Annotated in this window: 17 protein-coding genes, 1 tRNA gene and 1 pseudogene; 5 read left to right on the top strand and 14 right to left on the bottom strand. The window is 59.7% G+C overall.

Going from position 1 to position 19,564, the window contains the following annotated elements:
* Window positions 1-19: 19 nt before the first annotated feature.
* From NKI39_RS23565 to NKI39_RS23525, 9 genes are all read right to left on the bottom strand, one after another.
* Entirely contained in the window at window positions 20-757 is a 738-nt protein-coding gene (locus tag NKI39_RS23565; protein WP_352834755.1) for an FkbM family methyltransferase, read from the bottom strand.
* A complete protein-coding gene (locus tag NKI39_RS23560; RefSeq protein WP_352834752.1) occupies window positions 754-2,028 on the bottom strand; it encodes a lipopolysaccharide biosynthesis protein in 1,275 nt (424 codons plus the stop codon). The genes NKI39_RS23565 and NKI39_RS23560 overlap by 4 nt, the downstream gene beginning before the upstream one ends.
* Before the next feature lie 130 nt (window positions 2,029-2,158).
* The gene (locus NKI39_RS23555) at window positions 2,159-2,776 is read right to left on the bottom strand and encodes an rRNA adenine N-6-methyltransferase family protein (RefSeq protein ID WP_352834749.1); all 618 of its coding nucleotides are present in this window, start codon (window positions 2,774-2,776) and stop codon (window positions 2,159-2,161) included.
* Window positions 2,777-2,930: 154 nt separating this feature from the next.
* Window positions 2,931-3,704, bottom strand: coding sequence for a glycosyltransferase family 2 protein (locus NKI39_RS23550; protein WP_352834747.1), 774 nt, complete (start codon window positions 3,702-3,704; stop codon window positions 2,931-2,933).
* A 20-nt stretch (window positions 3,705-3,724) separates the two neighbouring features.
* Window positions 3,725-4,819 carry a GDP-mannose 4,6-dehydratase gene (gene gmd, locus NKI39_RS23545; RefSeq protein WP_352834745.1) on the bottom strand — a complete coding sequence of 365 codons (1,095 nt, stop codon included), beginning with the start codon at window positions 4,817-4,819 and terminating at the stop codon, window positions 3,725-3,727.
* Window positions 4,820-4,921: 102 nt separating this feature from the next.
* Window positions 4,922-6,202 carry a sugar transferase gene (locus NKI39_RS23540; RefSeq protein ID WP_352834743.1) on the bottom strand — a complete coding sequence of 427 codons (1,281 nt, stop codon included), beginning with the start codon at window positions 6,200-6,202 and terminating at the stop codon, window positions 4,922-4,924.
* A 113-nt stretch (window positions 6,203-6,315) separates the two neighbouring features.
* Window positions 6,316-7,635, bottom strand: a complete 1,320-nt coding sequence (locus NKI39_RS23535; RefSeq protein WP_352834741.1) for a UDP-glucose dehydrogenase family protein — start codon at window positions 7,633-7,635, stop codon at window positions 6,316-6,318.
* 146 nt (window positions 7,636-7,781) lie between these two features.
* On the bottom strand, window positions 7,782-8,345 hold the full coding sequence (gene nusG / locus NKI39_RS23530) for a transcription termination/antitermination protein NusG (RefSeq protein ID WP_352834738.1): 564 nt from the start codon (window positions 8,343-8,345) through the stop codon (window positions 7,782-7,784).
* A 403-nt stretch (window positions 8,346-8,748) separates the two neighbouring features.
* Window positions 8,749-9,336, bottom strand: a complete 588-nt coding sequence (locus NKI39_RS23525) for a biotin transporter BioY (protein ID WP_352834735.1) — start codon at window positions 9,334-9,336, stop codon at window positions 8,749-8,751.
* A 114-nt stretch (window positions 9,337-9,450) separates the two neighbouring features.
* On the opposite strand from NKI39_RS23525, the gene NKI39_RS23520 reads away from it, so the two are divergent.
* Window positions 9,451-10,359, top strand: a complete 909-nt coding sequence (locus tag NKI39_RS23520) for an MBL fold metallo-hydrolase (protein WP_352834732.1) — start codon at window positions 9,451-9,453, stop codon at window positions 10,357-10,359.
* Window positions 10,360-10,372: 13 nt separating this feature from the next.
* Here NKI39_RS23520 and NKI39_RS23515 read toward each other — a convergent pair whose 3' ends face one another.
* Both NKI39_RS23515 and NKI39_RS23510 read right to left on the bottom strand, forming a co-directional pair.
* On the bottom strand, window positions 10,373-11,158 hold the full coding sequence (locus NKI39_RS23515; RefSeq protein WP_352834729.1) for a DUF1499 domain-containing protein: 786 nt from the start codon (window positions 11,156-11,158) through the stop codon (window positions 10,373-10,375).
* Window positions 11,159-11,241: 83 nt separating this feature from the next.
* A complete protein-coding gene (locus NKI39_RS23510; RefSeq protein WP_352834726.1) occupies window positions 11,242-12,870 on the bottom strand; it encodes a fatty-acid--CoA ligase in 1,629 nt (542 codons plus the stop codon).
* A 176-nt stretch (window positions 12,871-13,046) separates the two neighbouring features.
* Between NKI39_RS23510 and NKI39_RS23505 the strand changes: the two genes are divergently transcribed.
* Both NKI39_RS23505 and NKI39_RS23500 read left to right on the top strand, forming a co-directional pair.
* The gene (locus NKI39_RS23505) at window positions 13,047-13,433 is read left to right on the top strand and encodes a hypothetical protein (RefSeq protein ID WP_352503741.1); all 387 of its coding nucleotides are present in this window, start codon (window positions 13,047-13,049) and stop codon (window positions 13,431-13,433) included.
* Window positions 13,434-13,557: 124 nt separating this feature from the next.
* A complete protein-coding gene (locus NKI39_RS23500; protein ID WP_352834723.1) occupies window positions 13,558-13,947 on the top strand; it encodes a DUF427 domain-containing protein in 390 nt (129 codons plus the stop codon).
* Here the strand turns inward: NKI39_RS23500 and NKI39_RS23495 are convergent, their stop codons facing one another.
* From NKI39_RS23495 to ppdK, 3 genes are all read right to left on the bottom strand, one after another.
* Entirely contained in the window at window positions 13,948-14,685 is a 738-nt protein-coding gene (locus NKI39_RS23495; RefSeq protein WP_352834721.1) for a polysaccharide deacetylase family protein, read from the bottom strand.
* A gap of 140 nt (window positions 14,686-14,825) precedes the next feature.
* A complete protein-coding gene (locus NKI39_RS23490) occupies window positions 14,826-15,929 on the bottom strand; it encodes a glycosyltransferase family 9 protein (RefSeq protein ID WP_352834718.1) in 1,104 nt (367 codons plus the stop codon).
* Between the two features lie 135 nt (window positions 15,930-16,064).
* Entirely contained in the window at window positions 16,065-18,743 is a 2,679-nt protein-coding gene (gene ppdK / locus NKI39_RS23485) for a pyruvate, phosphate dikinase (protein WP_352834715.1), read from the bottom strand.
* Between the two features lie 188 nt (window positions 18,744-18,931).
* Here ppdK and NKI39_RS23480 point away from each other — a divergent pair.
* Window positions 18,932-19,274: pseudogene (locus tag NKI39_RS23480) on the top strand (VOC family protein).
* 122 nt (window positions 19,275-19,396) lie between these two features.
* Window positions 19,397-19,471: transfer RNA gene (locus tag NKI39_RS23475), tRNA-Gln, on the top strand.
* The last annotated feature ends 93 nt before the right edge of the window (window positions 19,472-19,564 follow it).

The following is a 19,564-nucleotide window of genomic DNA, read 5'->3' as shown; positions in this document are numbered from 1 at the left end:
CTACCGAGAATGCGGGAAATCATCCAATATTCGGCAGATATATCGCATCCGCCCAGGCCAGCCGGCCGAACTGGTTATGATGCTGGTTATAAATGGCGTGTAGCCCGTAATTCACCTGCTCGAGATATCCCGTGACCTCATGAAAAAGGCACGAGCCTTCATTCATTCTCATGAAATTTACTTCCGTGTAGATGACCCTTATTCCCTTCTTCTTAAGGAGATTTGCAGCCCCCTTCAAAATATCCAACTCGCCTCCCTGCGCATCCATCTTGAGAAGATCTATGCTCGGTATTACTGCCTTCTCACAATAGCTATCCAGAGTAACCACTTGCACATCCACGACACCAATTTCTGCCGTGTACTTGTCAAAAGTCGATCCAGTGCTGCGCGGCTTAAACAGGGAACTGGCGTCTGGGAGCGCAGCGATGTGGAACGCAGAAGTCCCTACTTTCGAAGAAACCGCCATGTTGACCGGAACGATGCGCGGCTCGGTTTCGGCAATGCTATGGAGCTTGGCGAAGTTTTCCGGCAGCGGTTCGAAGGCGTGAACGATCGCCTTCGGGCACCTCTCGGCGTATGTGCGGGTATCACGGCCGTCCGCTGCGCCTACCTCGAAGATGGTGGTGACTGCATCGCCGGCCAGACGCAGTTGCTCCGCGAACGAGTCATCGATGCGCACGCCGTGCTCGAGCTTTCGCAAATGATAGCCGAACATGCCGAATATTCGCTGCGCAGCGAATGCCAAGCTCACCCTCATGAAATGATTCCTTTGCTTTCCGTTGCCTGCAAGTTGGCTGCCCTGGTCGCGTAATCGGCCAATGCAAGCTGGAGGGCATAGGTGATACCGGTCGCCAAAGCGTACCAGACCATAACCGTCATTGGATTGTCGACCCCTACCCAACCGAGCCAACCGAAGATGCACAAGGTGAAAATGAAGCGGCTTGCTTCCCAAACGAACTGGAGCGACTGGCGATCGACGATGATCATTGTCATGGTCAGAGCCGTGGCGACGAAACGCACATAAGCGATTGGGAAGGCAATGGCGCAGAGCTTGCCCGCCACAGCCCAATCCGCCCCGAAGACAAGCGGAACAACGCTTGGCGAGAGTATCGTTCCGAGTACGGTCGGCAAGAGAGCGATGGCAAGAAGCTGTAGGAGCGAACGTCGAAATGCCTTGTTCAACCCTTGCTTGTCCGTCCGATACAATGTCGAAAATTCGCCTGTGAAAACCTGCGACACCGCAACGGCCACAATGCCTACCGGCATCAGAACAAACCGCTCGATAAGGGCGTACTGTCCCGCGATCTCGAGGTTGAACAACGCAAGAAAGGCGAACGGCGGAACCGCAGCACTAACTGCTGACAAAAGGGTTCCCGGGAAGGTGAACAATCCAAATTTTTGGAATCGGATCGCGGTAAATCTCATTTGCAAAAATGAAATCGGCGAGACCAGCCTTCGCCAAAGCTTGCCGCTCTCGAACAAGATGTTGATGCTCCCAACCAGCCTCCCAAAAGCATCAGCCAGTACAAGACCAGACCCGATCAAAGGCAAAAACGCGCATCCAAGCGCGCCAATCGCGAACCCCAGCGATTGCAGGATCTTGGACCGTGCGCTGAGACCATAATTGCGCTCGCGAATCGGCAAGTAGGTAAGCATTTGGTAGATTCCGGCGACAACCATCGCGACGGGTAGAAAAAAGATAGTTCCGTGCAATGTCGACGACAGGCCGCTGGGCATCCAGAAATCAGCGGCAGCCGCGACAGGAAAGGCGATCAGGCTAGTCACCAGACAAAGCCGAAACGTCAATTTCAGCAGGTTGTCCAACACCCTCCCCGTTCGCGCGCCCAGAATTGCGACCTCGTAGCGAAACGCGACGAACATAACCGCCACGTTCAACATCGAAATATATATCTGATATCGGCCGAACGCTTCGGCGTCGTAGAGCCGCGTCAGGACGGGAAGAACAGCAACCGCGATAATTTGCGCAATCACTGAACCCGACAGGACAGTCAGGATACTTCGAAACATACCAGATCGCCAATTAGGAACACCATGGCAATGGTCGGCGGACGCCCGGCCGCGGCCATCGGCGATGTGCCCATCCGCATAAGGAACCAGCGAAGATAGTGCAGATGCGCACGCGCCAGATCTCGCTCGCTCATTTCGCCGGTCTTTTGCGGACTGCAAGGAACTGATCGTTCAGGACCCCGTGAGCCCATTCGGATGCTGGCAACACGTCTTCTAGTTTCTGCATCACTTCGGCTTTTCGCGGCCATCCCGGCTCGACACCAAACAGCCGAAAATCGTCGACAATGACCGCACAGAAGTGGTCGAGGTTTGCTTGGATGAGATCCAGTTCCTTCAATACCGGCTCCGGTTCGTCACCTTGCCCGGTTATGCCGCCACTGAAATGACCATCGAGAAAAATCAGTGCGGTCCGCACTTCCGCGGCTATGTCCGGAAGCAGCTTTGCGCCGTCTCCCAGCATCAACTCCACATTTTTGCGCCCCGCGCAGCGCTTGCTGGCCTGATGGTACAGCTCTTCGTCGATCTCGACCGAAATTACCTTCTCAAAGAGGTAAGACATGCGTTTGGTCGTGACGCCCTTATAGGAACCTATCTCTACCGCGGTCGTCGCGCCGGTCATGTCCCTGCACGTTTTCATATTGTGCAGTTTCGTCAGCGAGTGCGGAACAAACTGCCGGTTGCGCAGCTTCGCGACGACATCGAGGACATAGCCCCCGATTGGCTCTAAAATACTCTTTGGGTCATTCATCGTTGAGGTTCTGCAGTTTGGGACGTTGCTGGTTGTTCAATTTACGACCGTCCATGATTGAGGATCCATATACATGCTGTAGTCCATCCGCCAAGAATTGCGCATTCATCCGGTTCGAGAAACCGGCCAATTCGCGAGGGGGCGCACGGCCTCTTCAAGCGGAAAGATCGTCGCTTCGATGTGGTTTCGACAAGAACTGCCCTATCTTCCGCATCGGTTTCGCAATAAGCGCATAGTCGACGGGACCTGATCCGAGCCAACGGCGCCTGGCACGCAGCGCTTCGAGGTTGTGCCCGATGTGCGAACGCAAGCTCCTTGTGCTGGCCCCCCCGATCATCATATCGACGAGAATCTGATCGATTGTCGCTATCCTGAATCCGTGCAGCTCGACGGCTCTCAGCATCCAGTCATAGTCGGAGGAAACCTTGAGCGCCAGATCGAACGGCCCGTTCTTTTCGGCAACGGCACGGCGCACATAGAAGGTTGGGTGGGCAGGCATCCAGCCGGACCGGAATCCATCATGAGGCCTTGGCTCTGCCCGCCAGCGGCGGACCACCCGCTTGCTCTGATGATTGTCGACGAAGTCGAGGTGGCCGTGGACAATGTCGTTCTCGGCAAGGGCCTCGCTGATCCTGCCGAGCACGGAAGCGTCATGAAAGGCATCGTCGGCATTAAGGGCGCCGATCCCCTCGCCGGTGCAAAGTGCTAGGCCCTTGTTCAGTGCGTCATACATGCCGCGGTCGGGCTCGCTAATGATCTTCAATCCTGGCCCGGCGTAGGAGTGAACAATTGCGAGCGTTTCGTCGGTCGATGCCCCGTCGATGACGATCAGTTCCTTGTCCTGATGATCCTGGGCAAAGAAACTGTCGAGCGTATGACGAATTGTTGCCGCCGAATTCCAGCAGACCGTCAGAACGGAAATCTTCATGTCGGCGGAACTTTTCGCGCCTACCGGGCCGCTTTGCGATCGCGCTCTTCGTCAAGCCGGCGATGTTCGTATTCGCGCGCCACCACCTTTAGGTCGGACTGAACCATCTCGCGCACCATCTCATCGAGCGACGTCGTCGCCTTCCAGCCGAGGACCCGTTCTGCCTTCGAAGGATCACCGAGCAGGAGGTCGACCTCGGTCGGCCTGAAGTAGCGTGGATCAACCTCGACCAATATCCTGCCGGACTTGGTATCCACGCCCTTTTCGTCGACGCCCGAACCGTTCCACTGAATGCGGACGCCAACCTCGGCGAAGGCGAATTCAACAAATTTCCGAACGGAATTCTTGAACCCTGTGGCCAGCACATAGTCGTCCGGCGCGTCCTGCTGGAGGATCCTCCACATGCCTTCGACATAGTCGCGCGCATGCCCCCAGTCGCGCTCGGCGGAAAGGTTGCCGAGATAGAGCTTGTCCTGAAGGCCCAGGCTGATCGCCGCGGCAGCTCGGGTGATCTTACGAGTCACGAATGTTTCGCCGCGCAACGGGCTTTCGTGGTTGAACAGAATTCCGTTGGAAGCGTGCATGCCATAGGCTTCACGGTAATTCACCGTAATCCAGTAGCCATAGATCTTTGCGGCGGCATAGGGCGAACGAGGGTAAAAGGGCGTCGTTTCCTTCTGTGGAACTTCCTGCACCTTGCCATAGAGCTCGGAAGTCGACGCCTGGTAAAAACGCGTCTTTTCTGTCAGCCCAAGCAGCCGGATGGCTTCCAGAAGGCGCAATGTGCCGATCGCGTCGGCATTCGCCGTATATTCCGCGGTCTCGAAGCTCACCTGGACATGCGATTGCGCCGCGAGATTGTAGATCTCGTCCGGCTGCACTTCCTGGATTATGCGGATCAGGTTCGTCGCATCGGTCATGTCGCCATAGTGCAACGAAAAATTGACGCCAGTTTCATGCGGGTCTTGATAGAGATGATCGATACGGCCCGTATTGAAAGACGACGAACGCCGCTTGATGCCGTGGACTGCATATCCCTTGGCGAGCAGGAGGTCGGCGAGATAGGCACCATCCTGGCCGGTGATGCCTGTAATTAGCGCGGTTTTTCGGCTCATTTCATACCCTTCGGCAGCTTCAGAAAAAATTCAGCGCCAGACATATCGCGGCGCAGTGTTCGACAGATAAATTTCGATGGTAGCCAAAATCCAGAACGGTCTCTATCGAGATCCGAACCCACTTAGCAGAGTTTTCAGCGTTCTCAACACGATAACGAAATCAAGCCATGGCGAGAAATTCTTGATGTAATAGAAGTCATAGTGCAGCTTCTCGGTCTCGTCGTCGTCCTCCGAGACGTATCCTTGATTCACTTGAGCCCACCCTGAAATTCCGGGACGGACGATATTTCGGTAGCGGTAGAATGGCAACGCCACCGAATAGTGGGATGACAAAACTGTCGCCTCAGGGCGAGGCCCGATCCAGCTCATTTCCGAACGAACGATATTTATCAGCTGCGGCAGTTCGTCAATTCTGCTTCTGCGAAGGAAGCGGCCGAGCCTGGTAACCCTGCTGTCACCCGGCTTGGTGACCGCAAGACTGCGAACGTTTGCCGCCTCAGGTTCACTGAGGGTCATCGTCCGGAACTTGTAGACCGTAAAGGATTTTCCGCCGAAGCCGAGGCGCTCCTGACGAAATATGGCGGGTCCGGGAGATTCCAGCCTGATTAACAGCGCGATCAACAAGAGGAAAGGCGTCAGCACGATCAGCGCCACCAGCGCACCGACCCAGTCGATCGCCTGTTTGATCTTGATATAGGCCTGGTTGGGATTAATTGAGCCCAGCGTGTTTTCGGATAAATGCTCGATTTCGACGCGGCCAGTCAGCGATTCGGTGATTTGCTTGACATGGTAGACCGGAACTCCCGCAAGTGCCCGGTCGGCTATGTAGCGCTCCCAATCGTCGGACAGATCAGCGCGCAGATCGGCAACGACGCCGTTGACGCGTTCAATGATCATGTCAGGGGAAACAAGCCAATGCCAGTTCACCCCGCCTATCTCCTCTAGACGATCAACGGCACCGCCTGGAACCACCGCAAGACTGTAAGGGTCAAGGCGCCGGCTTATGATGGTCAAAACAAAGTACCAGAGAATTGACAACGTCAAGCTGCTGGCCGCTTGGAAGCCGCTATATTCAATTCTGGCTAAGAAAATAACTAAATAAACAAACCCATACGACAATGCAAATGTCGGAAATATGTAACCAGAAGCTGCAATGCCTGGGAAATTACCTATGCGCCGAAAGGAGAAGTAACCTATTGTATGAGCAACGATGCCTGCAAAGATCGTAATCTGCAGGTTTGTATAATACGCAAGGGATGGGTCAACCAGAATCCGGATCAGCGCGGGAAGCAGGATTGCGAACGCCAAACCGCCCAGGAGTTGAAACCTGACCCTGTGCACAAGGTGCCGCTGTCTCGGCCGATTCATCATGACTATGTTCAAGTTAAAACGCTCTCTTGCGGACTGTCGGGCCTAAGTTTCTTCCGAATGCGCCCTGGCTGCTTCCATTGTTCTCTGCAGAACCCTGGCTATTCAAACTCCAGGTTGCCGGACGTTCACTGGACAGGATGCCGCTCTCGGCCGACGCTCGAATAGGCTATGCCTTCCCTAACGACGTCCTCGCCGCGGTAGACGTTTCGCAGATCAACCATCACCGGCGTCGCCATGAGTGCACGGAGCCGCTTCAGATCCAGTGACCGAAACGCATTCCACTCCGTGACAATGACGATCGCATGCGAGCCATCGGCTACCGCGTAGGCGCTATCCCCGAATTCAATGCCCTCGATCATCTTGCGCGCCTGCTCCATGCCGACCGGATCATAGGCCTTGACCGAAGCGCCCGCATCCTTGAGTGCCTGAATAATGGCCAATGAGGGGGCGTCGCGCATATCGTCGGTGTTCGGCTTGAACGTAAGGCCAAGGATACCGACAGTCTTGCCGCGCACAGAGCCGCCGCAGGCCTCGACCACCTTGCGCGCCATCGCCCGCTTGCGCTGGTCGTTTATCGAGACCGTCGTTTCAATCAGCCGCACCGGGCTTGCCGCGTCCTGCGCGGTCTTGACCAGTGCCAGCGTATCTTTCGGGAAACAGGAGCCGCCGTAGCCCGGCCCCGCGTGAAGAAACTTTGCACCGATGCGATTGTCCATGCCGATGCCGCGCGCGACGTCCTGCACATCGGCCCCCAACCGCTCGCAGAGATCGGCAATTTCGTTGATGAAGGTGATCTTCATGGCCAGAAACGCGTTGCCAGCATACTTGGTAAGCTCAGCCGTACGCCGGCTCGTATAGAATATCGGCGCGACATTCAACGAGAGTGGACGGTAGATCTCGCCCATGACAGCCTTGGCCCGTTCGGCATCGGTTCCGACAATGATGCGGTCAGGCCGCTTGAAGTCTTCGATCGCAGATCCTTCGCGAAGAAATTCCGGATTGGAGACCACCGCAAAATCGGCGGCGGAATTTTGCTCGCGGATGATCCGTTCCACCTCATCGCCGGTACCGACAGGGACGGTCGATTTCGTCACCACGACCGTAAATCCTTTGAGCGCGCGGCCAACTTCGGCGGCCGCGTCGTAAACGAAGGACAGATCGGCGTGCCCATCGCCACGCCGTGACGGCGTGCCGACGGCTATGAAAACGACATCCGATTGAGAAACGGCATCGGCCAGATTGTCGTCGAAACGCAAGCGACCTTGCGCGGTGTTCGTGGTGACGAGGTCGTCGAGCCCTGGCTCGTAGATCGGTATCTTGCCAAGTTTGAGCATGGCGAGCTTTTCCGCATCCCGGTCGACGCAGCAGACCTGATGGCCAAAGTCGGCGAAGCAGGCGCCCGAGACGAGCCCTACATAGCCGGCACCAATCATTGTTATTCGCATACCGCGTACTCTCAATCAGCGCCGATGAGATGATCTCGCCAGACAGCGCCTATTCCCCACCGAACGACGGCTACCGCACTCCCGGGTGAAACCCGAGAGCGCATCCTACAACAATTTACATCGCGACGCCGCCTTGATGTTTGCGGCTACGCGATTGCTACGAGATCCCTGGCATCCAAGTCGACAGGGATTTCACCATTCATGATGGCCACCAGAACCCGGGCTCGTCCAGCTGGATCGAGCCGGTCAAGGCGACCGATTGTATCCGCGAGAGGGCCTGAAAGGATTCGGACCGAGGCACCGGCTGCGAGGCCTCCACTGAAATCAAGCAGCCCGTCCTCCCCGGTCAATGCAATGAAACGCTCCACCAGACCCGAGGGGACCGGCAAAGGCCGATCGCCTTGTGTGACGAGGGAGCGCACACCGAATGTTCCATTGACCGAGCGCCAACGTTGCAGTCCGAGGTCAAGGGCGATGAACATGTAACCCGGGAAATAGGCCGCCGACCGGGTTTCGAGACGCCGGGCATGACGCACAGTTTTCTCGCAGCGAGGCACAAAGGGCTCGAATCCCTGGATCCGGAGGTGCCGTTCGGCGACATGCTCCTTTCCGGGAAAGACGCTTGCCGCATACCAGCGAGTTGCCGGCGCGGCGGTCGGCTCAGGCGACGGCGTTGTTGCCTTGCTCGTTGTTTTTTCCGCGCTACTCACGTGTCTTCCTTCGGCGGTCGGCGGCATGATCTCAGGTGAACGGTTACGACAGTGTGTGGATACCAGCAAGCAACCAAGCCACTAGAGTCAAGGCGGTTGGGTTAAGAATTTCCTACACATTGCCCAGAAATTTAGCTGTGCCTAAATAATCACCGAGCCGCTTTCTTTTTCAGCTGGCTGAGATGCTATGTCGAGCAATCTATTTCCATACGTAGGTGCTTGGTTACGCTGGTCGTGACGAATCGCCCGTTGGTTCTGGTACTTAGTCCGTCGACTTGAAGCTAATGTGACGAATGGCGTCGCGCTAGAAGCCATCCGCCAGCGACAAAGATCCTGCACGGCCACACCAACTACGGCGAAAAATCACTGTCGCGCAGAACAGGTAAACACCGCTCGACCGGCTTCACGAACGCTTCAACAGCGACCAGACAGCCGGCACCAGGCTCGCGGCCAGCGCAACCTTGATCAGATCACCGACGATAAAGGGCACCACCCCGAACTGCCACGACTTTTCCGGGCCGATCAACAGCGCCAGCCAGGCAAAGCCCATTGCCATCATGACGATCTCGGCCACCAGCATGGCATTGAAGAGCTTGATAGGATGGCGATCCCAGGCACGGTCGGCAGCCCAGCCGACGATCGCCGCCATGACGACGAAGCCGGCAAGATAACCGCCGGTCGAACCGAGCATGTAGGCGATGCCGATGCCCTTTTCCGGCGTGCTCTGGAAGACCGGAAGCCCCAGCGCGCCCTCAGCCATGTAGAGAAGCAGCGTGGCGACGCCGAGGCGCATGCCGAAGGCGGCAGCGATCAGCAAGACGGCGAGCGTCTGCATCGAGATATCGACCGGTCCGAGCATGACCTTGGTCTTGGCAGACAAGATCAGCAGCAGCGTTCCGGCGATCGCCAACAAAAGCTGTCCCGCCAGCCGGGCCGTGCCTTTTTCGGGCAAAGCGAGAGAAATGAGCGGACGCATCGTTGCAGTTGCCATGGTCTTCCCCGTTGCGGATTGCCGCCGAACGCGGCCTTGCGTTTTCCTATATTGGCTTCCGTGCTATGCGGCAATCGGTTTTGCCCTCACCCCAAAAAAGGTCGCGACGTTCGCATGGCGCTGAAATTCGACACACGCTTCGAACCGTCCTATGGCAAGGGCGTGATCGTTGCGCCTGGTATTCAACGCGTCACGGCCCCGAACCCAAGCCCGTTCACCTTTCACGGAACCAACAGCTATATCGTCGGGCGCGAGATGCTGGCGGTGATCGATCCGGGTCCTGATGACGAGGCACATCTTCAAACGCTGCTCGAAGCGATCGGGACCAGGCCGGTCAGCCATATCTTCGTCAGCCACACGCATCGCGACCATTCGCCGCTGGCGGCGCGGCTGAAGCAGCACACCGGTGCGGCGGTTCTGGCGCAGGGCCGGCATCGCCCGGCGCGGCCGTTGCGCACCGGCGAGGTCAATCCGCTCGATGCCAGCGCCGACACCGACTTCGTTCCTGACATCGCGCTGCCGGACGATATGATGATCGACGGTGACGGCTGGGCGATCCGGACGGTGCTGACGCCCGGCCATACCGCCAATCACGCGGCCTTCGCGCTGGAGGGAACCGGCATCCTTTTCTCGGCCGATCACGTTATGGCGTGGGCAACCACGATCGTCGCACCGCCGGATGGCGCCATGGCCGAGTACATGACATCGCTCGATCGGCTGATCGAACGTGACGACCGGCTGCTGCTGCCCGGTCATGGTGGGCCGGTGACCGAGCCACGCAGCTTCATGCGCGGATTGAAAACGCATCGCAAAATGCGCGAACGCGCAATTCTGGAGCGGATCAACAGCGGCGACCGGGCAATCAAGGACATGGTGGAGGCGATCTATCGAGACACCGACCCGCGCCTCCATGGCGCGGCCGGCCTGTCGGTGCTTGCCCATCTGGAAGATCTGGTGGCGCGCGGCCTGGTCCACACCGACGGCGAGCCGGCTATCGACGGCATCTATTCGCCGGCAACCTAGCACACTTCGGATATCATTCCGCCGGCGCCACGCCCACCTGGCCGGCGACTTCCTGGTCGAGTTCGGAAAGGAAATCGGTGATGCGCGCTGCATTGTCGCCAAGGTCGTAGCGGCCGTAACGCGAGGCCGAGCGCATATCGACGATGACCGCATCGCCGTCGTCGGTCACGCGGATGGCAACATCGGCGGGAAGACCAAGCAGCAAGCCCTTGGCCAGCGCATCGACCGTCACGTCGCTTTGCCCTGCTGCGTCTGGAAACGGCGCCGTGAGCTGCCAGCCGCGCCGATCGAGCACCGTTTTGACCGCCTCCAGAACGCGATCGAAAGGCAAGGTGTAGCTGCGTCCGGTAACAAGCGGATAAGCTTCGATTTGCAGGCGCTGCTCGCCGGGTGTCGGCGGCAAAAGCTCGTTCATATTCTTCGTCCGGGTGGAAATATCGAGCACCGGTGGGTCGTCCAGATCCGTCGAGATGTCGCGTAGCGGCGGATAGGTGGCCACCCAATAGGCCGCGACGCCGTAAGGGATGAGCACCAGAACCGCCAGCAAGGCGCCGACGGTCAGGTCACAGCCGCCGCGATCACCGAAATTCCACAATCGCGCGAAGGCAAACCCGGCGAACAGAAGCGCAAACGCGGCCAGCAAGGCGACAATGGCGAGCACCCACAGGAATGCCGACGTCTCGACGAGATCATATCGGTGGCCGATGAGTACCGTCAGCAGCAGGACTGCCGAAAACGCGCCGGTGCGCCGCGACCAGCTGGCAGCCCTCGACGTCTGTCGCTCGGGAATTCCCGTCATTGTTTTCCGCGCTGCCCCAACCCGAACACAGGCATAGTGCCTTTCAGCGGCGGCTTGAAGGCGCAAAGACGCCGCATCTCCGGTCAATCCGTCGGCAGGTGATAATTCCGGAACTGCTGGCGCAAGGTAATCTTCTGGATCTTGCCGGCAGCGGTGTGTGGGATTTCGCCGACAAAAGCGACGTCGTCCGGCATCCACCACTTCGCCACCTTGCCGTCCATGAAAGCGAGAATATCCGTCTTGGTCGGCTCCCTGCCCGGCTTGCGTACGATCACGAGCAAAGGCCGCTCGCCCCATTTGGAATGCGGAATGCCGATGGCGGCGGCCTCCGCCACGTCGGGATGGCCGACAGCGAGGTTCTCGAGCTCGATGGTCGAGATCCATTCGCCGCCCGACTTGATCACGTCCTTGGCGCGATCGGTGATCTGCATGTAGCCGCCGGGGTCGATATGCGCGATATCACCGGTATCGAACCAGCCGTCTTCATCAAACTGTTCGGATCCGATGCCGCCATAATAGGCGCGCGCGACGGCCGGCCCGCGGACTTTGAGTCGGCCGAAGGTCTTGCCGTCCCATGGCAGCTCGTTATCGTCGTCATCCGTTATCTTCATTTCGATGCCGAACGGCGTAAAGCCCTGCTTCTGCTGGATGGCGAGGCGAGCCTCGCCCTTCAGCCCGGCGTAATCCGGCTTCAAGGTGCACAGCGTGCCGAGCGGCGACATCTCGGTCATGCCCCAGGCGTGGACGACCTGGACATCGTAATTGTCCTGGAACTTCGTCGTGATCGCGCGTGGACAGGACGCGCCGCCGATGACGACTTTCTGCAGATAGGGCAGTTTCTTGCCAGTTTCTTCCAGATGCTGGAGGAGCATCATCCACACCGTCGGCACGGCGGCGCTGAAGGTCACCTTCTCGGTGTCGAGCAGCTCGTAGATCGAAGCGCCATCCATCTTGCAGCCGGGCATGACCAGCTTGGCGCCGATCATCGGCGCGCTCTGGGCAAGGCCCCAGGCGTTGGCGTGAAACATCGGCACGACCGGCAATACGGTATCGCGCGACGACAGGCCCATGGCGTCGGGCATCGCTTCGATCATGGCGTGCAGCACGTTCGAACGATGGCTGTAGAGGACGCCTTTCGGATCGCCCGTGGTGCCCGAGGTGTAGCACATACCGGCGGCGGTGTTTTCGTCGAAAGTCTTCCAAGCGAAGTTGCCGTCGGCTTCAGCAAGCCATTCTTCGTACGCAACCACATTGGGCAGCGCAGTCTCCGGCATATGCGCGTTGTCGGTCAGCACGATAACCTGCTCCAGCGACTTGACCGCGCCGGCGATCTTTTCGAGCAGCGGCAGGAAGGTCAGGTCGACGAAGATCGCCTTGTCCCCGGCATTGTTCATGATCCAGGTGATCTGCTCGGGAAAGAGCCGCGGGTTGAGCGTGTGATAGATGGCGCCGACACCCATGATGCCGTACCAGGCCTCGATGTGGCGCGCGGTGTTCCAGGCCAGGGTCGCGATGCGGTCGCCAAGCCCGAAACCGTCACGCTCGAGCCGCTCGGCGACCTTCAGGGCACGATCATGGATTTCGGCATATGTGCTGCGCACGATCGGCCCCTCGATCGAACGCGACACGATCTCGCGGCTGCCGTGCTGCCTCTCGGCGTTGTCGATCAGCTTGTGACAAAGCAGCGGCCATTCCTGCATCAGCCCGAGCATTTTGTTCCTCCCGTTATTTTTTGCGCCATTGTGGGACGAACCGGCCGATTGTCCAGCCAGGATCGGGCTGGAGCGGGGCATGGAGCCAATTGAGGCCGAATTCGCCACAATCCGGCCATGCTCGGCGTTAACGTTGATTAATGGCGGGGCGCGATTGGCGAATGAAAGAGGTTCGCATGGACGCGCAGCTCGACGACAAAGCCTTGGAAAATACGCTTGCCGAAAGCCTGGCCGATCTGGTGGCCGCCGATGTGGCGCAGGCCGATCTGGTGCCTGACGCCAAAACCGTTTCCGAAGATGAATTCGTCGAGGTCGTCGGCGGCGCCCTCGAAGCTGTCGGCGGCACGCTCTTGTTCAAGATGTGCGTCGAGAACGAGGGCGAAGCCCAGCACGTCGCCGCCGCATCGGTCGGCGATGGCGGCAATCGCCAGTTCCTGCTGCTCACCTTGCCGACTAACGGTGGTGCTTTGAAGGTCGAGACCACCTCGAAAAGCACCAATCCGGTGGCCGGGATTGCCGCCGCCTATGCCGGGCTGATGGACGCTTTCCAGGCCGCCGCCTGATTTTAGGCGCGATACCGGAGGAAAGCGCAAGACTCCCGCCCGCGGGCGATGCCCGCCGGTGGCTGGCAGGTCTTGCGCAAGGCACTTGCCAGACACATCTTGGGGTAGAGGCAGGAGATCCGATATGGACCAGATCGCAAATCCGTCACCCGGCTTTCAACGCAATCCGGACAAGGTGATCACCGTCGAGCCTTACAAGGGTACCGTGACGGTGCGCGCCGGCGATGTCGTTATCGCCTCGTCCGACAAGGTCAAGGTGCTGACCGAACCTCCCTATCCGCCTGTTTTCTACATTCCGTTCGGCGACATCGACTTCAAACAGCTTGGCAAGACCGAACACTCGACCCATTGCCCCTATAAGGGCGATGCCAGCTATTGGAGCGTGCTGCCCGCCGGCGATGCAGGCAAGGATGCGATGTGGGCCTATGAGCGGCCGTTCGACGAGATGGCCGATATCCGCGACCACGGCGCGTTCTATCCGAACAAGGTGACCATCGAGGCCACGCCCGACTGATCAGTCGGTGGTGCCTTCATCGCCGATGCCGTCGGCATCGTCGAGCCGCACGAAGGTGAGGCCCTTGGCCTTCAGCGCCAGAAGTCCCTGCACTACGCCTTCGCCGGCCGCATGGGTCGGCTGGTTGATGTGAGCGATGATGACGTCGCCGTCCTTCGCCGCGGCAATGCGCCGGGCGGTCTCTTTTGCGCCGAGCAATGAGCCGCCGTCGCCATTGATCGAGAATCCGGCGATCTTGAAACCAAGCTTGCGTATCATCGCGATCGCCGACGGGCTGTATTCGGCGGTTGCGCCGCGAAACCATTTCGGCGCCGGTTCGCCGGTCACGGCAAGAGCGGCAGCACCCGATTCAACCTCGGCCAGCACAGCCTCCGGGCTGCCGGCACTGCGAATGCCGTAGATCTTTTGCGGCGTGTCGACGGCCGGGACATGGCGGCCGCCATGGTTTTCCAATTCAAACAGTTCGGGATGCGCCCGCATGATCTCGACGGCGGCGGCGTTGTGCTTCAGCCAGATGCCGGTGACGAAAATGGTGGCAGGAATCTTGTTTTCCACCAGCGCCGACAGAATCCGTGTGTCGGTCCTTCCGCCGCACGCATCGAGCGTCAGCGCGACGCGGCCGCCGCCCGCCTCGGCCTTGATGTGCAGCGTCGGTGCGACGAGCAACTGGGCGTTGCCAGGAGAGACAGCCCACAGCGATATCGCAACGGCGCAAAAATACTTTTGGAACGGGCGCATCGATTATTTCCAGGTCGGCCGGATCAAAGTTGAAGCGGCGACCCCAAGACCGGCATCAAGGCGGAAATCAGGACGGTGCCCCTGCAAAAGCGTCGGCAGCGGCAATTTGACCGCCGGCCTGACCTTTGGCAAGCGCGAGGTCACAACGCGTGCTCCACGTCCTTAACCTTACGTGAAAGGATCGCGAGCACCGCGTCGACCACCGCTTTGACCTCAAGTCGCCAGACGCAGCAAGCCTTGCTCGGATCGGGTCGGCGGCACAGGTCCCTGGCTATGCACTCGCAAGGCATGGACGGCCGCGGCGTAACACTGGCCACGCCGACAGGCCCCCAGACGGCCGGATCGGTCAGGCCGAACAGGCCGACAACCGGCGTTCCCGCGGCCGCCGCCATCTGCATCGGGCCACTCTCGTTTCCCAGAAACAGGCGTGCCTGGCCGAGGACCGCCAGCAGCGTTGCCAGTGACAGCGCCCCGACCACGTTGACGACCGGCGAAGCGGCCTTGGCGACGATGCGCTCGGCCGATGCCCGTTCATCGGGGCCGCCGACAAGCAGGAAGTCCAACCCGGTCTGCCGCGAGATCTCGTCGATGGCCAGCGCAAAACGTTCCGGCTGCCATTGCCGCCCCCGGAAGCTCGCTCCTGCATGAACGGCTATGAAGGCGTTACGCCGGAGATGATGCCGGTCGAGAAGCGCCAATGCCCTGGCGGTCTCCAGCGGCAGCGGCTCAATCGTTGGGACTGGCGCACGCAACTCCACGCCAAGCGCCTCAAGCGGCGAAAGATAGCGGTAGAGATAATGCTGGCCACCAAAGCCAAACGGCTTGGCCAGGACGTTGGCGGGCTGGCGTTCTAGCCAGCGCAACGGTTTTTCGGGAGGATCATATCCGACGCGGGTCTTGGCGTTGACGAGCCTGACGATGATGCGTGAGGTTTTGGAATCGGCCAGGTCGATAGTCAGGTCAAACCGGAACCGGCGCAGAGCGCGCACCGTCCCGTAAAGCTCGCGACCACGCTGCACAGGGGTGCCACGCATCCGTACGCGTCGGAACGCCACCACGTCCGAGGCGATGCCATGAGCCAACAGGAAACTGGCAAAGTTCGCCTCGCAAAGGAACACGATCCTGGCCTTTGGATATTGGAGGCGCAGGTTTCTGGCAAGCGCGGAGGCGAGGACAAGATCGCCGATGAATTTCGTCTGGAGGATGAGAATCGAGCGGACGTGCGTGGGCGGGTTCTGCAACATCTGTTTCTGGCACCGGGGCGGGTTCGGGGGCCGGAAACTGGGCAGAAACGATGTCGGGATTTGGAGCCGACAGACGCACGTTCGCGTGAATTTGGTTACAAATCGGTAAGGTCAGATGCCGGTGGACTCCAACTCCTATCCGCGGCCGTTCTTTGCAGCCTGCACCGCCGCTTGCGCGGCAGCCAACCTGGCGATCGGCACCCGGTATGGCGAGCACGAGACGTAGTCGAGGCCGACCTTTTCGCAGAAATGGATCGAGGCCGGGTCGCCGCCATGCTCGCCGCAAATACCGAGCTTGATGTCGGGCCGCGTCGCCCTGCCCTTTTCGGCCGCCATCCGCACCAGTTCGCCGACGCCCTCTATGTCGAGCGACACGAACGGATCCTGCTCGATGATGCCTTTTTGCCGGTAGGTCTCGAGGAACGAGGCCGCGTCGTCGCGCGAGATACCGAACGTGGTCTGGGTCAGATCGTTGGTGCCGAAGGAGAAGAATTCGGCTGCCTCGGCGATGATTTGGGCGCGGATCGCGGCACGCGGCAGTTCGATCATCGTGCCGGTCAGATAGTCGATCCTGACACCGGTCTCCTCCATCACGCTTTTGGCGACCGCATCGATATGTGCCTTGACGAAGTCGAGCTCCTTCGCCAGCCCGACCAGCGGCACCATGATTTCGGGGACCACCAGCGCGCCGGCCTTCCTGCCGGCCTCGATGGCCGCCTCGAAAATGGCGCGCGCCTGCATCTCGGCGATCTCGGGATAAGAGACGGCAAGCCGGCAACCGCGATGGCCGAGCATCGGATTGAACTCGTGCAGCGCCTCGGTGCGCCGCCGGAGCTTGTCCGGCGACACATTCATGGCGGCGGCGACCTCCGCCACCTCCTCCTCGGTCTTGGGCAGGAATTCGTGCAGCGGCGGATCGAGCAGGCGGATCGTGACCGGCAGCCCGGCCATGATCTCGAACAGTTCGAGGAAATCCGAGCGCTGCATCGGCAACAGCTTGGCCAGCGCCGTTCGACGGTCCTTTTCCGTATCGGCCAGGATCATCTCGCGCATGGCAATGATGCGATCGCCGTCGAAGAACATGTGTTCGGTGCGGCAAAGACCGATGCCTTCGGCGCCGAAGGACCGCGCCATGCGCGCATCCAGCGGCGTCTCGGCATTGGTGCGCACCTTCATGCGGCGCGCGCCGTCGGCCCATTCCATGATGGCGGCGAAATCGCCCGAGAGTTCGGGCTGCAGCATCGGTACCGCGCCTTTCAGCACCTGGCCGTTGCCGCCGTCGATGGTGATGATATCGCCCTTGCGGAACGTCGATCCCATCGCCATCAGCGTGCCGGCCTTGTAGTCGACGCGCAGCGAGCCTGCGCCCGAAACGCAAGGCTTACCCATGCCGCGCGCAACAACGGCGGCGTGGCTGGTCATGCCGCCGCGCGTCGTCAGGATGCCTTCCGCCGCATGCATGCCGTGAATATCCTCGGGGCTGGTCTCGATGCGCACCAGGATCGCCTTGCGGCCTTGCGCCTTAGCCTCCTCGGCGTCGTTCGAGGAAAACACGATTTCGCCAGTGGCAGCACCTGGCGATGCCGGCAGGCCGACGCCGATGATATCGCGCGCCGCCTTCGGATCGATCGTCGGATGCAGCAACTGGTCGAGCGAGGCCGGATCGATGCGAGCGACGGCCTCCTCCTTCGAAATCAATCCGTCCCTGGCCATGTCGACGGCAATCTTCAGCGCCGCCTTGGCGGTGCGCTTGCCGGACCTGGTCTGCAGCATCCACAATTTGCCGCGCTCGATGGTGAATTCGAGATCCTGCATGTCGCGGTAATGCTTTTCCAGGCGGTCTGAGATGCTGACGAAAGCCTGGAAGGCGTCAGGCATCAGCTTCTGCAGCGACGGCTTGTCGGAACCGGCGGCAATGCGCGCCGCCTCGGTGATGTTCTGCGGCGTACGGATACCGGCAACGACGTCCTCGCCCTGGGCGTTGACCAGGAACTCGCCGTAGAGCTGCTTTTCGCCGGTCGACGGGTTGCGGGTGAACGCGACGCCGGTGGCCGAGGTGTCGCCCATATTGCCGAAGACCATGGCCTGGACATTGACCGCCGTGCCCCAGCTCTCGGGAATGTCGTGCAGGCGCCGATAGGTGATCGCGCGGTTGTTCATCCAGCTGGAAAACACCGCACCGATGGCGCCCCATAGCTGCTCGCTCGGATCCTGAGGAAACGGCTTGCCGAGCTCCTCCTCGACCTTGGCCTTGTAAAGCGCGATCACGCCTTGCCATTCGATCGCCGTCAGCTCGGTGTCGAGCTCATGGCCGAGGCCGCCTTTCTGGTCCTCGAGGATTTCCTCGAAGACCTCATGGTCGAGGCCCATGACGACATCGGAATACATCTGGATGAAACGGCGGTAGCTGTCATAGGCGAACCGCGCATCGCCTGAATCGGCGGCAAGTGCCTCGACGGTCTCATCGTTGAGGCCGAGATTGAGCACCGTGTCCATCATGCCGGGCATGGAGGCGCGGGCACCGGAGCGAACCGACACCAAAAGCAGTTTCGACGGATCGCCGAAACGGCGCCCGGTCAGCCGGCCGATATGGTCGAGGGCGATCACAACGTCCGCTTCCAGCGAGGCCGGATACGCGTGGCCGTTGGCGTAGTAGGCGTTGCAGACCTCGGTAGTAATGGTGAAGCCCGGCGGCACCGGCAGGCCCAGGCTGCACATTTCGGCAAGGTTGGCGCCCTTGCCGCCGAGCAGATTGCGATCGCCGGCACGGCCTTCCGCCGCACCGTCGCCAAAGGTGTAGACCCATTTGGTCATGCTTGCTCCCCGGTTTGCAGGAGATTGGAAAGGTTTGCCAAATCGAGCGATATGATGCTGCAGTGCGAAAGGCAAGGCATCGGCCAAGCTGGCCGGCCCCTACAATCGATTAAGGAAAAGCGGCGCCGAAAAGACTTGCTTTTTGGAAAGTTTTGCCGTAGAACATAACGAGAACGAATGGCAGAACGATGAGAATGGCCGGAAAGCTAGATTATATGGAACTGCCAGCGACAAGCGGAACGCTGGACGGCGTGAAAGCTTTCTACAGCGCAGCCTTCTCATGCTCATTCTGATTACGGGCCGACCTATTCAGCTTTTGCCGAAGGGCTGGACGGCGGTTTTCAGGCGGATGGCCAAGATGCGCCGGCCAAGCCGCTGCCCGTGCTCTATTCCGAAAGGCTGGAGGAAACATTGACCGCCGTCGAGAATGCCGGCGGCACAATCGTCAAGCCGATCTTTTCATTCCGCAGCGGCAGGCGGTTCCATTTCGTCGATCCGGCCGGCAATGAAATGGCGATGTTGAGTGAATAGGTCCGGTCAAAGTGACGATTGCAAAAACGGTGGGTCGGTCGCGCATAGTCGATATGTCGGCATTGAGCTTTCTCCCGGCTCGTCCTATAAGGCCGCGCGCACAGCGGGCACGCTCCGGCTGTTGGGGCGTCGCCAAGTGGTAAGGCATCGGTTTTTGGTACCGACATTCCCAGGTTCGAATCCTGGCGCCCCAGCCATCGCAATCCTGTCCAACCCGGAGACATGGGTAACAGATTGTACTTAAGACATGGGTGACAACCTCGTGCCGAACGGGTTGTCGATGGTCTGCA

It is taken from the genome of Mesorhizobium sp. M0664, from assembly GCF_040320565.1.
Classification (GTDB): domain Bacteria; phylum Pseudomonadota; class Alphaproteobacteria; order Rhizobiales; family Rhizobiaceae; genus Mesorhizobium.
Note: the sequence above shows the minus strand (reverse complement) of the source record. Positions and strands in the feature narration are given on the sequence as shown.

Excerpts from the sequence above, each read along its gene's own strand:
- NKI39_RS23550 (WP_352834747.1), bottom strand. The coding sequence starts at position 3,704 with ATGAAGATTTCCGTTCTGACGGTCTGCTGGAATTCGGCGGCAACAATT.
- NKI39_RS23505 (WP_352503741.1), top strand. The coding sequence starts at position 13,047 with ATGGACGCGCAGCTCGACGACAAAGCCTTGGAAAATACGCTTGCCGAA.
- NKI39_RS23490 (WP_352834718.1), bottom strand. The coding sequence starts at position 15,929 with ATGTTGCAGAACCCGCCCACGCACGTCCGCTCGATTCTCATCCTCCAG.
- NKI39_RS23510 (WP_352834726.1), bottom strand. The coding sequence starts at position 12,870 with ATGCTCGGGCTGATGCAGGAATGGCCGCTGCTTTGTCACAAGCTGATC.
- NKI39_RS23520 (WP_352834732.1), top strand. The coding sequence starts at position 9,451 with ATGGCGCTGAAATTCGACACACGCTTCGAACCGTCCTATGGCAAGGGC.
- gmd (WP_352834745.1), bottom strand. The coding sequence starts at position 4,819 with ATGAGCCGAAAAACCGCGCTAATTACAGGCATCACCGGCCAGGATGGT.
- ppdK (WP_352834715.1), bottom strand. The coding sequence starts at position 18,743 with ATGACCAAATGGGTCTACACCTTTGGCGACGGTGCGGCGGAAGGCCGT.
- NKI39_RS23560 (WP_352834752.1), bottom strand. The coding sequence starts at position 2,028 with ATGTTTCGAAGTATCCTGACTGTCCTGTCGGGTTCAGTGATTGCGCAA.
- NKI39_RS23500 (WP_352834723.1), top strand. The coding sequence starts at position 13,558 with ATGGACCAGATCGCAAATCCGTCACCCGGCTTTCAACGCAATCCGGAC.
- NKI39_RS23525 (WP_352834735.1), bottom strand. The coding sequence starts at position 9,336 with ATGGCAACTGCAACGATGCGTCCGCTCATTTCTCTCGCTTTGCCCGAA.
- NKI39_RS23495 (WP_352834721.1), bottom strand. The coding sequence starts at position 14,685 with ATGCGCCCGTTCCAAAAGTATTTTTGCGCCGTTGCGATATCGCTGTGG.
- NKI39_RS23565 (WP_352834755.1), bottom strand. The coding sequence starts at position 757 with ATGAGGGTGAGCTTGGCATTCGCTGCGCAGCGAATATTCGGCATGTTC.
- NKI39_RS23535 (WP_352834741.1), bottom strand. The coding sequence starts at position 7,635 with ATGCGAATAACAATGATTGGTGCCGGCTATGTAGGGCTCGTCTCGGGC.
- NKI39_RS23555 (WP_352834749.1), bottom strand. The coding sequence starts at position 2,776 with ATGAATGACCCAAAGAGTATTTTAGAGCCAATCGGGGGCTATGTCCTC.
- NKI39_RS23515 (WP_352834729.1), bottom strand. The coding sequence starts at position 11,158 with ATGACGGGAATTCCCGAGCGACAGACGTCGAGGGCTGCCAGCTGGTCG.